This window comes from Abyssisolibacter fermentans, assembly GCF_001559865.1.
Taxonomy (GTDB): Bacteria; Bacillota; Clostridia; order Tissierellales; family MCWD3; genus Abyssisolibacter; species Abyssisolibacter fermentans.
Window position 1 is genome coordinate 46,335 of record NZ_LOHE01000074.1, and the last position, 14,744, is coordinate 61,078.

Annotated in this window: 14 protein-coding genes and 1 riboswitch; of the genes, 2 read left to right on the forward strand and 12 right to left on the reverse strand. The window is 28.1% G+C overall.

The features are described 5' to 3' along the window. Positions 1-5 precede the first annotated feature (5 nt). From trxA to AYC61_RS14035, 3 genes are read right to left on the reverse strand one after another with little or no spacing between them, the layout of a single operon-like run. Complete coding sequence (trxA, locus tag AYC61_RS14025) at positions 6-323, reverse strand: thioredoxin TrxA (protein ID WP_066503646.1); 318 nt, start codon at positions 321-323, stop codon at positions 6-8. 22 nt (positions 324-345) lie between these two features. Next, positions 346-1,287 carry a thioredoxin-disulfide reductase gene (trxB, locus tag AYC61_RS14030; RefSeq protein WP_066503654.1) on the reverse strand — a complete coding sequence of 314 codons (942 nt, stop codon included), beginning with the start codon at positions 1,285-1,287 and terminating at the stop codon, positions 346-348. Between the two features lie 33 nt (positions 1,288-1,320). Then, positions 1,321-1,698: a GrdX family protein gene (locus AYC61_RS14035; RefSeq protein ID WP_066503874.1), complete on the reverse strand. Its 378-nt coding sequence runs from the start codon at positions 1,696-1,698 to the stop codon at positions 1,321-1,323. 213 nt (positions 1,699-1,911) lie between these two features. Continuing rightward, positions 1,912-2,010: riboswitch (glycine riboswitch) on the reverse strand. A gap of 287 nt (positions 2,011-2,297) precedes the next feature. Here AYC61_RS14035 and AYC61_RS14040 point away from each other — a divergent pair. After that, positions 2,298-2,570, forward strand: coding sequence for a cysteine-rich small domain-containing protein (locus tag AYC61_RS14040; protein ID WP_066503660.1), 273 nt, complete (start codon positions 2,298-2,300; stop codon positions 2,568-2,570). Positions 2,571-2,759: 189 nt separating this feature from the next. Here AYC61_RS14040 and AYC61_RS14045 read toward each other — a convergent pair whose 3' ends face one another. The 6 genes from AYC61_RS14045 to AYC61_RS14070 all read right to left on the reverse strand — a co-directional run bounded on the left by AYC61_RS14045 (position 2,760) and on the right by AYC61_RS14070 (position 10,588). Beyond that, positions 2,760-4,385 carry a Na/Pi cotransporter family protein gene (locus tag AYC61_RS14045; protein WP_242866805.1) on the reverse strand — a complete coding sequence of 542 codons (1,626 nt, stop codon included), beginning with the start codon at positions 4,383-4,385 and terminating at the stop codon, positions 2,760-2,762. 364 nt (positions 4,386-4,749) lie between these two features. After that, positions 4,750-5,220: a tRNA (uridine(34)/cytosine(34)/5-carboxymethylaminomethyluridine(34)-2'-O)-methyltransferase TrmL gene (gene trmL / locus AYC61_RS14050; protein ID WP_066503664.1), complete on the reverse strand. Its 471-nt coding sequence runs from the start codon at positions 5,218-5,220 to the stop codon at positions 4,750-4,752. 23 nt (positions 5,221-5,243) lie between these two features. After that, a complete protein-coding gene (locus AYC61_RS14055; RefSeq protein WP_066503665.1) occupies positions 5,244-6,065 on the reverse strand; it encodes a Cof-type HAD-IIB family hydrolase in 822 nt (273 codons plus the stop codon). Positions 6,066-6,214: 149 nt separating this feature from the next. Further along, positions 6,215-8,464: a transglutaminase-like domain-containing protein gene (locus AYC61_RS14060; protein WP_066503667.1), complete on the reverse strand. Its 2,250-nt coding sequence runs from the start codon at positions 8,462-8,464 to the stop codon at positions 6,215-6,217. A gap of 4 nt (positions 8,465-8,468) precedes the next feature. Continuing rightward, positions 8,469-9,650 (reverse strand): DUF58 domain-containing protein, encoded by a 1,182-nt coding sequence (locus AYC61_RS14065; RefSeq protein ID WP_066503668.1) that lies wholly within the window; start codon positions 9,648-9,650, stop codon positions 8,469-8,471. Further along, positions 9,647-10,588, reverse strand: a complete 942-nt coding sequence (locus AYC61_RS14070; protein ID WP_066503669.1) for an AAA family ATPase — start codon at positions 10,586-10,588, stop codon at positions 9,647-9,649. Before AYC61_RS14070 ends, AYC61_RS14065 begins: the two co-directional genes overlap by 4 nt. A 275-nt stretch (positions 10,589-10,863) precedes the next feature. Between AYC61_RS14070 and AYC61_RS14075 the strand changes: the two genes are divergently transcribed. Then, positions 10,864-11,208, forward strand: coding sequence for a PadR family transcriptional regulator (locus tag AYC61_RS14075; protein WP_066503670.1), 345 nt, complete (start codon positions 10,864-10,866; stop codon positions 11,206-11,208). A 472-nt stretch (positions 11,209-11,680) separates the two neighbouring features. Here AYC61_RS14075 and AYC61_RS14080 read toward each other — a convergent pair whose 3' ends face one another. From AYC61_RS14080 to AYC61_RS14090, 3 genes are all read right to left on the reverse strand, one after another. Further along, positions 11,681-12,949, reverse strand: a complete 1,269-nt coding sequence (locus AYC61_RS14080; protein WP_066503673.1) for a lipase family alpha/beta hydrolase — start codon at positions 12,947-12,949, stop codon at positions 11,681-11,683. Between the two features lie 555 nt (positions 12,950-13,504). Next, positions 13,505-14,038 (reverse strand): methylated-DNA--[protein]-cysteine S-methyltransferase, encoded by a 534-nt coding sequence (locus AYC61_RS14085; RefSeq protein ID WP_066503675.1) that lies wholly within the window; start codon positions 14,036-14,038, stop codon positions 13,505-13,507. Beyond that, entirely contained in the window at positions 14,029-14,715 is a 687-nt protein-coding gene (locus tag AYC61_RS14090) for a DUF2225 domain-containing protein (protein ID WP_066503680.1), read from the reverse strand. Before AYC61_RS14090 ends, AYC61_RS14085 begins: the two co-directional genes overlap by 10 nt. Positions 14,716-14,744: the final 29 nt, after the last annotated feature.

Below are 14,744 nucleotides of genomic sequence, written 5' to 3' on the forward strand. Positions count from 1 at the left end.
AATCCTTATAAATATTTTTTAATCATATTTTCAATATTTGTAGCAGTTGCTTCGTCCTTAGTTACCTCATCAACTTTTTCTCCATCTTTGTATATTGCTATTGTAGGAAGACCAAGAACTCTTTGTTTTATTGCAAGTCTTCTTGCTTTAGTTGTATCTAATTTACAGAATTTTATGCTTTCACCATATTTCTCTGATAATTCAACAACACTTGGCATTAGTGCTTTACAAGGCTCACATCCTTGACTCCAAAAATCAACTAAAATATATCCCTTTTCATTTAATACCTCTTGTTCAAAATTAGTTTTATCTAATGCTAACATTTTAATTCCCCCTTGTTATATTTTAAAATTTATCTTCAATATATTTTTCAGCTTGTGTAGCTGCTATTGCTCCATCAGCACTTGCAGTTACAACTTGTCTTAGTGATTTAACTCTACAATCTCCTGCTGCAAAAACACCTTCTATGTTAGTCTTCATATTAGCATCAGTTATAATATACCCTCTTTCATTCATATCTACTACACCTTTGAATAATTCAGTTTGTGGCATGTAACCAATGAATACGAAAATACCAAATGTTCCATCTTCTTCATCTGCATCTAATTGAGTTAATTCACCTGTTTCTCTATTTTTAACTACTATAGATTCAGCTATACCTTCACCTTTTATTTCAACTATTTCACTATTCCATAAGAAATCAATTTTTTCATTTTTAAAAGCTTTTTCTTGTATAGACTTTGCTGCTCTAAGTGCATCTCTTCTATGAACTATAGTAACTTTTCTTGCGAATTTAGTTAAAAACATAGCTTCTTCAACTGCGGCATCTCCACCGCCAACTACAAACACTTCAAAATCTTCAAAGAATGCACCGTCGCATGTTGCACAGTAAGAAACACCTTTACCAGTCAATTCTTTTTCTCCTGGGCATCCTATTTGCCTTGGTTTTGCTCCTGTGGCAATAATAACTGATTTTGCTCTATATTCTTCTTTTTCACCTTTTATAACCTTAATATCTCCATCTAACTCTATGCTTAATATTGTGTCCTTAATTCTTTTAGCTCCAAATCCTTCAGCTTGCTTTACCATTCTAGCTATCAATGATGGTCCTGTTGCATCTTCAATTGATCCAGGATAATTTTCTACCTCTTCAGTAGTTACTATCTGTCCACCTGCTTTTTCTTTTTCAATTATTATTGTATTCATTCTAGCGCGACCAGCGTATAATCCTGCAGATAAACCAGCTGGACCTGAACCTATTATAGCAACATCATAAATATTTTCCATGTAATTCACTCCTTTATTATTTCTATTTAACGCTTATTTATTCTTTAAAGCATTTTCAATTAATGTTTTATCAATCAATTGAAAATCCTCTAGTATACTCTCTTTCCAATGTGGTCTTTTGGCATTGTTATAAAATTTGTTAGTTGTTTCAATGCTTTTCTCTATAATCATTAATGAATCCATATCTAACTTACCTATTGATTGCTTAGATACAGCGAGTGACTTATAAGGTGTTTCATTTGGTTTAACGCTTCCTGATAATGGATGTGTTAATAATTTATGTCCTTTATGTATCATATCTCTTACTTGTTTCAATATTTCTAAATAGTCAATTTCCTTAAATATTATGTCATATTCCGAAAATTTTTCCTTCACTAAAGGATTATTTGTAATTATAATCAATTTATACACTTCCTTTTGTATAATGTGAAATATTGATATAAAACACCTACTCAGTTCCTTTCTAGGAGTAAAATATTCACTTATAATCATAGATTTTAGCTCTTTGCTCACAAAAAGAGCATAAAACATTAAACAATGCCTTATGCTCTGTTTTAAACCTGAGAGATTCTTCTTTTTTTCAAAAGAGTTGCTCCTACGGTGCTTTTACGCTCTTCAGAGTTCTGTCGAAATACGGTCCCTTTGCCTGAGAGCTTCACATTTGAACGGCAAGCTCAACGCTTACTCCTTCGGCGACACTTTGTTCTCTCCCGTATTCTTCATCCAGTTTTTTATATGCTATTTTTATCAGTTATCTTTTACAATTTTATTATAATACACACTAATTCTTTATACAACAAATTTTTTTAAATATTTCTTTATTTTAAATTTTACTATATACTACCTGATTATTTTGATAGAATATATTTATACATATATTACTCATTTGACTAATATATTATTCATTTAACTAATTAAGATATCAAAAATATAGCATAAATAATACAGCTGTATAATTCAAGATATTCAATAAATTAGAAATGGTGTATAATTTTAATGGAGGCGATCTTATGAAAGAACTAAAAACCACTAATTATAAATTTTTCCAAAATAGGAAGTGTGAATTCTTCCCTTGTCATAAAGTCAATGACGATTCAAGTTTTAATTGTCTTTTCTGTTTTTGCCCTCTTTTTATGCTAAAAGATAAATGCGGAGGCAATTTTAAATACAAAGATGGTATAAAGGATTGTAGTAATTGTCTAATTCCTCATAGTAAAGGTGGATATGACTATATAATGACTAAAATGAAGGATGTAATAGAAAAAGCTAAAATAGATGAATAAGTCCTTGTTTGAATATGGATAATAGCGGCTTAAGCCAAGTTATTATTGGTTTTTCATATATATTTTCTATTGCTATTCTTTGTCGGGTACATGACTTATTATTTCAGATGAGTGTATTAAAAAAGGTTGGCTAAAAAATTATTTTTAAGCCAACCTCTATTTTTATATTAACGCTTTATATTATATCAACTATTTAATAGCATCACGTATAGCTAATGCAATATTTGATGCATGATCTGCTATTCTTTCTAAATTACTTATTACATCTAAAAATACAATTCCTGAACTACCTGAACATAGTTGTTTATTCAATCTGTCTATGTGATTAGCTCTTAACTGTTTTTCCATTTTATCAATATCTTCTTCTAAAACGAATACAGCACTTACATATTCTTCACTTGGGTTTTTATATGCTTTTAAAGATTGTTCAAATGATTCTTGCACTTTGCCAAACATTATATCTAGCTCTTTTAATGCATAATCAGACATTTTTAAATTGTTATCAATTCTATATTGTGCAAATTCAGCTAAATTATCAGCGTGATCTCCAATTCTTTCCAAATCATTAATTGTGTTAAGCAAAGCCGTAACTACCAAATGTTGATTATCAGTTAGTGGTGCATTTAAAAGTTCAACCAAATAGTTTGTAATAGCTTTTTCCATCCAATTAATTTTCTTTTCGTCTTCAAATACTTTATGTGCAAGTTTTTCGTCCGCTTTAAGAAAAGCTTCTTTAGATAAAGCTAATGTTTTCTTAACTAACTTACCCATTCTTAATACTTCTTTTGATGCCATGCCTACAGCAATGGATGGTGTTTCCATAATCCTTGAATCAAGGTATTTAAGGCCCTGAACTTCATCTTCATCATCTGTACCTGGTATAAGCCTAGTGGCTGCTTTAACTATTAATTCCGCAAATGGGAAAAGTATTATCGTATTAGCTATATTAAATATAGTATGAGCATTTGCTATTTGTCTCTTAATATTTGTCGGGTTCATAGATTCTATGAAACTCTTAATCGGGAATATATATATTGCTATCATAAATATTGTAGTACCTAATATGTTAAATAATAAATGCATAACTGCTGCTCTTTTGGCAGTTTTATTAGCGCCAAAGCTTGATAATAGAGCGGTAACACATGTACCTATATTTTGACCAAATAATATGGGAAATGCTATATCCAGTGTGACTAATTCAGATGCATACGCAACAGCAAGTAATAGACCCATAGATGCACTACTACTTTGAACAATTACAGTAATTCCAAAGCCAACTAAAATGCCTAAAAATGGATTATTTAAACTTTTGATTAAATTTTCAAAGACTGGAGAATCTGCTAGTGGCTTCAAAGCTCCAGACATCAAAGACATACCTAAGAAAAGAACACCAAATCCTATTAAAACTTCTGCAATTTCCTTATTTTTCTTCTTTGATGATAATAACCAAATACCAACACCTATAGCTATCACAAGAGGTGCGATATCAGTAAGCTTAAATGCAATAAGCTGTGCTGTTACAGTTGTACCTATATTAGCACCCATTATTATACCTATTGCTTGAGATAATGACATCAATCCTGCATTAACAAAACCTACTACCATAACTGTAGTAGCACTACTACTTTGTATTAGCATTGTAACCAATGCTCCTACTAATACTCCCATAAACTTATTATTAGTGAGTATTTCGATTAGCTTTTTAAGCTTATCTCCTGCTACTTTTTGCAGTCCCATTCCCATTAAATTCATGCCATACAAAAATAATCCCAGTCCACCAAGAACTGTAAAAGTCGTATTCATTATATTAGTCATATAAGTCCTCCTAAGTATTTTTTCGCACAAAATATATGATATAACAAAATCTAATAACTTATGTTAAATCTATGTTAAATTTATTAATTTTTTTTACAGGTATATTTTGTAAATACATATTTGGATATCAATTGTGCTTATTAAACTCAATTATTCATAGAAAATTATATCAATAATCAGAGCTGAAATAAATATAAAATAAAGACTTTGTATATAATTATTTACATGATTAGCTAATTTTTATACACCACATCAACTAGGTAAGCCTTCGAATTTACCTAATGCTTACAATTCAGAAAATCAGGATTAATAAATTAAAAATTTATTATAACTATGTATTTTATAAACAAAACTTAATATATCATTATCTTAAATCTAAATAATTAACTTGTCTTAATGCTTCATATACTATAATTCCAACTGAATTTGCTAAATTTAATGATCTTGCAGATTCACAATTTCTCATAGGTATTCTTATGCACTGTTCTTTATTACCATTCAATATATCTACTGGTATACCCTTTGTTTCTTTTCCAAATACTAGAAAACATTCATCAGAATATTTGACATCTGAATGTGTTTGATTAGCTTTAGTTGTAGCATAAAAAAATTTATTTTTATCATGTTTATTTAATAACTCTTCAAATGAATCATAATATCTTACATCTAATAAATCCCAGTAATCTAATCCTGCTCTTTTTAAATGTTTACTATCTAATGAAAATCCTAATGGTCTTATCAGATGCAATACAGATCCCGTTGCCGCGCATGTTCTGGCAATATTTCCAGTATTTTGTGGAATTTCAGGTTCAATCAATACAATATTTAAAGCCACATATATCACTCCTTACCATATTTTTATCCAATTAAATCTTTTAATACTTTCGCTACTCCATCATTATCATTTGTATCTGTAACTATATTTGCAAGCCTTTTTACTTCTTCTTCTCCATTACCCATAGCTACACCTGTACCAGCAAACTCAATCATGGAAATATCATTGTGATTATCTCCTATTGCTATTACTTCATTCCTATTTATATTAAATATTTTACATAATTCCTTCAAAGCGTTACCTTTTGATACTCCCGCATTCATAATATCAAAGCTACCTCTCCATGAGCTAACTACTTCTATGCCTTTTAAACTCATAATTTGCTGTTTTATTCGATTAAGTTTTTCATCATCTTCCTCTACTACAACATATTTATATATTTTAGGCTTATGCTCTTTTACATAGTTCTTGACATCATCCAATACAACTACTTTTACTTTAAAAATATCCTCAGCATTTGTTTTCCATTCACCATATTTATTTGACATACTTTCTAAATTTTTTAGATAAAAGTTCTTATTATCATAAAATCTATAAAATGCATTATTTTCTTCTAATATATCTATAATTTTATTCGCATTATACATGTCTATATCATTATCATAAATAACTCGGTTTTTATGATATTCGCATACATAAGCTCCATTACATGCAATAATTGGTGTTATTAAACCTAATAAATGTGCATAATATTTTGCTGATGTAAAGATTCTCCCTGTTGATATTACTACTTGAATTCCTTTTTCCGTAGCTACTTTAAGCATATTTTTGTTTTTATCTGAAACTACGTTATCACTATTTAGCAAAGTTCCATCCATATCTACAGCTATGAGTTTATAATTCATTCCATATCACCTCTGTTTTCTCTTGTATTGTTTTTCATACTGCCTATTTACATATCATCCACAGTATGAATAACTAAGATTATCTATATAGTATATACAATGATATGAATTATTACAAACTTTTTTATTTAATCTTCTTTTGACTCCATTTATAATAATATTCTTTTCTCTATTGTTAACTTATAATATTGAAATTTATATCTTCCTATCTTTTCTTTTATATACTCTTGGTATTTATTGTAATAATTTTTTACATATTCAGCTTCTTCTTTACGTACATTGTCCTGACTATAAACAGCTTTATTGTAAATGTTGGCCAATATTTTAAAATCAAGGTTGATAAAATTTAATTTATTTCTATTCTTTTTTGAATATTCTAAAAAAGTTTCAGAAGGACGTCTTTCTATTCCATCTTTCTTCATAAATTCTAGTATCATATCAATATAAAAGATTGCTTTTCTATTATCATTATTGTCAATAACATAAATTTTTTTCCTAATTATTATTATATTCCTATAAATTATAATTGCAAGAATACTTAATAAAATTATTATTAAAATCCCTATGATTAACATAATTGTTTTAATATTATTATATGTTTTATGATCTTGTTCATTATAAGTTACCTTCTCATTGTTGTTTAAAGTAGCAATATCTAAGCATAAATCCTCTTCATTAATATATCTTCTCTTATTATTATGAAGCTTTGTGCCATCATATTCTCTAATTTCACTTTTAGATTGCTTAGTTTCGACAGACACTATTGAAAAAGCTGGCGTAGGCTCAAAGGTTATCCAACCTCTATCTTCAACATATGCTTCTACCCATGCATGTGCATTACTATTATATACATTATAGACACCTTTTACTTTATCATTTGACATTCTAAAACCTTCTACATATCTACTTGGTATATTACAGCATCTTGCCATAACTGTCATAGCCGTTGCAAAATAAGTGCAATAACCTTTTTTTAAGTCAAACAAAAAGTAATCTACAAAATCTCTATTATATGGATTATATTCAGCATCTAATGAATATTCAAAATTGTTTCTTAAATATTTTTCTATTTCTTTTAATTTTTCATAATCACTACTACTATCCTTAACTATTTTATCAGTTAAATCCTTAACTCTCTGTGGCAAAATTTCAGGTAATTGTACATATAGTTTTCTTTCTTCTTCTTTAATTTTTTTGAAATTTTGGCTATATTCCTTTGATGAAGGTTTTACATAATATGCTTTGTATCTTTCTTTATCCAAAATCATTCTACCACTCATCATTTCAAAATCAGTATTAGCATAATAATTATCTTTAATTTTTATTTTTGTACATAATAGTGGACTAAATAATGTTGATGATGCCATATCTACATGCTCAATTTCTAAGATGTTAATATCTCCTTTTACAGTATTATCTTTGATGAGATTTAAGTTACATCCCCCGACCTGATTTTGAAAAAGCTTTTTAGTGCTTTTCCAATAAAAACCTGTATATATATTAGATACTCTTCCTCTAAGATATTCTTTGTTTTCACCTCTAACTTTTAAAACTAATTTGCTAGAAGGCAAAACTGGTCCTCCCAATCTAATTCTATCATTTTGAAAGCCAGTCGACGATAAATCAAAGCCTATTTCAGAGCCATAATTAATCGATTTTTTTTGTTCATTTCTCCAATAAGTTAATTGAGGAAATTTGTCCTGTATATTTTTATCAAGCCATTTCCATGTTATAGGAGAAACATCTTTAGGAATAAGAAAAACAAAAAATGCAATAAGAAAAGATGTAATTAATGTGTATATTACCCATTTGCTTTCACTAAAGCAAATTAAATCTTTACCATCTGTTTTCCACTGTTTATAATATTTTTCGTATGAATTATTCCCCATCATTATCAAGACTAAGAAACAAAAGATTGTATAATAGGTTAATGCATTATCCATGTAGTTAAACCAACTAATAATAAATATACCAGTCCCAATTAGTATTTTTATAATAATTATATTGTTTTTAATAAAAATTAAATATGATATACATGTAATTAACATACAGATTAAAGATAATAAAATATAGCTATAACTTTGATGGATAATGGTGTAGCCCTCTATATATCTTATAGACCAAGTAAAAAAATCATACAACACATATTTGAAATGCAAGTATTCCTTATTAAAATAAACTGCAAAAACTACAAATGCTACTAGTAGTAAAAAAGTTGTTATAGCAACATATTTCTTTTTATGTTTAAGTTTATATATAAAAAGAGTTATTATTATTGGTAAACTCAATATTATTAAAACATTAATTTTAGTTAGCTGCCATTGCAACATATTCATAATATAAAATAAAAACAAATAACTCATAGCAATATTTATCAATGCAAATATTTTATTTTTCATTTTTTCACCTCAAAACTCCAGATATATTGTCGTTAATATCTACTAAATTGTACTTAATATTAAGCCTTGATAGTACATCTAACTGATGGACATTATTTTTATCTTTCACAAAATTTCCTACCAACACTAATGCTACACAATAACCTTTTGCTTTTAAAGCTATTATTGCATCTTTTAAGCTTTCATCTATATTATTGGTTACTATAATTAATACATTTCCATCATAATCTAAATCCTGTTCATTAGTTATAATCTCAGATATACTTATATCTTTAGTTGGTCTTATAAGTGATAAAACTTCTAGAAAAGCCATTATAGAGTTTATATTCCTGCCCGATACTCTCACTCTTTTATCTGTATATGTTGTGAGCTTGGTCTCGTATCCCTGTACTAGCATATGATGACTTAAGCTTGCTGTACATTCAACTATTTTTTCTTCAATAGCGTTATCATAGTCTGTCATGTACTTGCTAATTTGAAAATCTAAGTAAACATGAATTTTAACTTGTGCTGATGAATCAAAGCATTTCACATATAACTCATCATTTTTAGCACTTGCTTTCCAATTAATCATCTTAAGGCTATCACCTATTCTATACTCTCTTAGTTGTTTGAAATTAGCATAATCATCATAGTATTTTTTAACTGCCATTACTTTTCCAAAGGATTCATTAGTTTGTATATTATATTCTTTTAATGGATAAAGTTTAGGTAAAACCTTTAAATATGCTGAATCTGTCAACGTTATTTTATGTCTAGTTAATCCAAATACATCACCTATTATTACTTTTATTTCACTTAAATCGTATTGACCTCTATGTTCACAAACTATCTCTCTTTCTACTGAAACTGTTTCAAAAGGATTTGATTGATATATTTCTTTTTTACTAGCTGTTTTAGATAGTCTTTTAGGTAAGCTGTCTATTATTTCCATGAACGGAATTGGAAATACTGATGCATTGTATATCTTATACTCTATTTTTATGTTATCTTCTTTATTAACACAAGTTTTATCCAGCCAAAAACTCACTACTAGATTTTTTTTTATATTTCGCATTGATAATAAAACATATATATATATAGCTAAAGTCAGAAAAAACATTGTATACGAAAATTTCCCACCAACTAATAATGCTATAAGAAAACTCATTATTAATACTATATAATAAAGGCTTTTTTTAATCATTTTTGATTCACCACTGGTATTTTGACAGTATTAATTATAGACTTAATACAAGCTTCTTTTGTAATCCCTCTAATCTTAGCTTCATGAGTAAGTATTATTCTATGATTAAATATTGGATTAGCAAGTTGTTTTACATCATCAGGCAGCACATAATTTCTATTATTGATATATGCCCTTGCTTGAGCAGCTCTAAGAAGTGCTAAGCTTCCTCTTGGACTTACTCCTAATCTGATGTTAGCATCATTTCTTGTCTTTGTTACTATATCTACTATATAATCATATAATTCACTGTTAACATGCACTTTTTTAACATCTTCTTGCATAGCTTTTATATCTTCTTTATCTATTACACTTGATAATTCTAATAAAGGATCATTATATTTGAATCTTTCAAGTATGGTTCTTTCACTATATTTATCTGGATACCCAATAGATATTTTCATGATAAATCTATCTAATTGAGCCTCTGGAAGAGGAAATGTTCCTTCATATTCTATAGGGTTTTGCGTTGCTAATATCATAAAAGGCTCTGGTAACTCATAAATTTTACCTTCAACAGTTATTTTTCTTTCTTGCATACATTCAAGAAGACTTGCTTGAGTCTTTGGCGACGTTCTATTAATTTCATCTGCTAATATTACCGAACCAAAAATTGGTCCCTTTACAAATCTAAAATTATCTAGTTTTTTATCATAAATAGACACGCCTATTATATCTGAGGGTAGTAAATCTGGTGTGAATTGTATCCTTTTAAAACCAGTATTTAATGATTTTGCAAGTGCTTTTACTAATGTAGTTTTCCCAACACCTGGTACATCTTCTATTAAAATATGTCCTTCGCATAAAAGACATATAATAATATTTGAGATTGTTTCTTTTTTACCTGCTATCACTTTACTAACATTTTTTATTAAAGCATTAACATTATCATTTTTCATTTAATCCCTCCATTTAGTATTAAAACCTTGTTTTATAAGCATCCCAGATTATTAATAGAAAATCATAAAAAGTATTATAATTTTCTATTAATTATATAGTGTATTCTCTTCATTCTATGACATTTCCTGTATTTAAATCTTTATATTAACAAAGTTTAATATATGTTTTGAATATTTTTAATATTTTTAATATTTATATGCTTTTTATAATAACATAGTAATAAAAACACGCTTTTTCTTATAAAATACTTATGTTTTTTAAGGGAGGTGATGTAATGCACGGTCTAACAAAAAAATTAAAAAAATCTATTGTAGATATCTACATATTATTTTTATTAAATAAAAATGATTTAGTTAGTAGCAATCTTTTTGAAGCAATAAAAAAAAGAACTCAGTCTTTTCTTTATTTAAATCAAGGTATAATCTATTCACAACTATATCAACTAGAGTCATTAGAACTTGTAAAAAGTATCTGGAAGTCAGATATTTCTCAAAATAAAATACCACAAAAATATTATTCAATCACCTTAAAAGGAACACAGTTTTTAGATAATCAAATTAAAGAATTAAGTATCATTTTTACTTCTATTAATGAATTAATAAATAATAAAAATAAGTAAAAGCATTAAAAAATGATTTTAACTAAGGTAAGACTTGGTTTTATACGCAAAAAAATGATAGGCTTTAAAAGAGCCTGTCATTTTTTGCGTATAAACAGCTTATTAGGTTTTGATAACTTATAACCCAGATTATTCATAGAAAATTATGAGCAGTGAACTAAAATCTATGATTTTATGTGAATCGCTTACTCATATGAAGGAACTGAATAGGAGATTCATTAACAAGGTATCCTTCCGATTATAACAAGGCGAAAGATGTCTCTCATCTCTATAGGTAGCAGGTATCGATTATATTTAACAGTCGGTGCGTAATTGCGCCTTGTTGAAACGGTGTGTTGCAATTACTACGTAATTGCCTTCGTTGTTATAAGATGTCCATTAAATGGCGAGCATACCAACTCGGTATGCCTTCGAATTCACCGAAATCTTCTAATTCAAAGTTATATGAATAATCAGGGTTAAATATACATAATTACAAATCTATCCATCCTGAATTATAAATATTTATATTTATATTTTGATTTTTATGAACATTGCTATTACTAAATACACTTACATTACATTTTCTACTTAATGGATCAACTTTTATTTTTAACTTATCATCCTCATTTACATATATTAAAACCCAATAATTATTATATCCAGTTTTCTCAACATTGATATTTTTATATACATTTTTGTAATGCCTATCAACAACTATTTCATTCTCATTAACTTTTATATGTGCTCTTTTAGCACCATTTATAAGCACATTACAAATTTTCTTATTCTTTTCTTCCTTAATTTTAGTTTGTTTTACTTGTTTATTTAACATATTTGCTAGAATAAGCTTATTGTCTTTTAATAAATCTGTATGGCTACCAGTTACTAAAACTTGTTTGCTTTTTATAGTTTTACAACTATCACATGTTACTCTACCATCCCCATAAACAGTCTTGACACTATATACAGGTTTTCCATCTTTCCATGTTTTTTCATCCGCTTTTTTTATACAGATATATTCATCAGTCTCATAGCCATATCCAATTATTTGATATATTTTAATTCTTCTCCTATACAATATATTACTATTATCATTTAACTCATTAAGAAAATTATTTTGCAATTCCATATCACTAATTGGTATAAATTCTAAACATTCTTTATCATCATCTTTAAAAATGTAATCTCCATATTGTCTACAAGGCAATAATTCAGTAACACTTGGAAAAAAATTTTTCAATTTACCCATCTTATTTCCTTTACTAGATGCCTTCATATACCATACAAAACCTTCCCATAAAGCCTTAAAAAAGAAGTTATTGTTAACTTCATCATATGGAAGCTTTCCCCCTGAACAAAAGAAATAAGAACTAGGAGAACCTGCATTAGGTGTCCCAGCTAAGATTAGTTTATTTATATCATCTCTGTAATCTTCACTTTGTATATAAGATCTAGCTACTAACCCTCCCATACTATGAGCAACTATATCCACTTTATTCGATCCAGTTTTATTTTTTGCCTTCTCAATTATTGGAATCAAATATTCTTTTGCACTATACTTATTTGATTTTCTCCAATTATAAAAACAAACGAATAAAGTCTCTTCTTTTTTATAACCCATATCAATAAAATTTTCCACGACAGGTTCGTATACGTATTTTGATGGACCAAATCTCATTTTACCAGTACCTGGTATTATGTCATGTCCTAAAGAGCCGAATATTCCAGGTACAAACACAACCGGATTTTGAGATGTCATATATCGAATATTTCTCCTAAAATGCACTATATCACTTCCCATAACTATCTATATATTTATTTTATGAGAAGCTATAGCACTCTGACACAAAAGAACATGCTTTACAAAAAAAATATATAAGAGCCTAAGAAATATAAACACTTCTTAAGCTCTTGTCATTTTTATATACTACAATAGTGCAATTTTTTAATACATTTAATACCAGTCTGGATATTAAACATAAATTTGCATTATTAACTAGCAACCATATAGATACTAGGAGACATGCAGGGTTTCTTTCTAAGGAACATTGGTGCGCATGTTTTTTCATTCAACTTCTACTAAATAGGTAACTCCTACTCATTTCATTCCTAGCAGTAAGTGATTCACGAGAAATCATAGATTTCTGCTCTCTACTCAAAACATGTACACACACCGCGTAAGAGAAAGATTCCTGCATGGCTCCCTCGCCACAAAGTAAAGAGTTAAAACATTTTTTAGCAATTTAATTTTTACTATAAAAAATTTCAAAGCATTGGTTGGTTTTTAATTATAAGATTTCCCAGCAATTTTGCACTATTGTATTATATAATATTTTTTACCTGCTTTTGTTTCTTTAGTTTTTACATCATGACCTTCTAATTCAAGTAAACGAACTTTATAGTCCATTCCTCCACCAAAGCCTACTAAATCACCATTATGCCCAATTATTCTATGACATGGTATAATTATTGGAATAGGATTTCTATTATTAGCCATTCCAACAGCTCTATAACCTTTAGGACAGCCAATTTTTATTGAAATATCTTTATATGTCCGAACCTCTCCATACGGAACTTTTGCAAGTTCATTCCAAACACGTAGTTGAAAATCAGTTCCTCTTAAATCCAAAGGAATATTAAAACTTTTTGTTTTTCCTGTAAAAAAACTATTCAATTCTTTCAAGAGTATTTCTTTTTCCTTTGATGAATCAACAACCTGACCTTTATGCTTCTGTAAATACTCTTTCATTTCTGTATTATTAATACATAATTTCACAATCCCTACATCTGAAAAAGCTGCCCACATTTGTCCTAGTTTAGTATTTAACTCATAAAATTTTAAACACATTGTTCCTCCTTATATTTAGCTTTGGCTTCCATCCACTGCTCTCTTGTAAGTTTTTCTATTCGAGGATTTGTCTTAATAGAACTACTTGATGCCGTTTTACTAAACCACTCTACTGCTTTTTTGTAATTACCTAGTCTTCTATTTAACTCGCCAATTAAATATGTAAGTGAATTTTCATCAATTTTATCATATGATATATTTTCTCCTTGATATGACTCTTCATATAATTTGCAAGCAAACATTAAAAATCTTTTTTCTTCATCTTTTTTTTCTACTAGCCTATTTAACCATGCAATTCTCATACATATACCAGCTAAATCAAATTTTTTATATTTTAAAGTCTGAGCGCAATATAGTGCTAATTTATAACATGCAAGTGCATCATTGATTGTTCTCTCATTTGTATAATCTTTTTTCTTCCACTTAGCAGTAATCATATCTGCTACTATATGTTTTTTATCATTTGGAAAGTATGAAAACTTATTTTCTAAAGCAGCAAACCCACACTCTGGACATACTACCACATCATATATAAGCGGACTTTCTGATTTATAATAAACCATAAAATCCGTATCTGTTTTAAGTATTCTCGTTCTAGAAGCTTTAACCTTTGTTGTTTTAAACTTTTTGTTACATACAGGACAAGTTATATGTTTCTCATATAGTTCTATATTCAATTTAGATTTCCTCCTTATTATGTCTATAA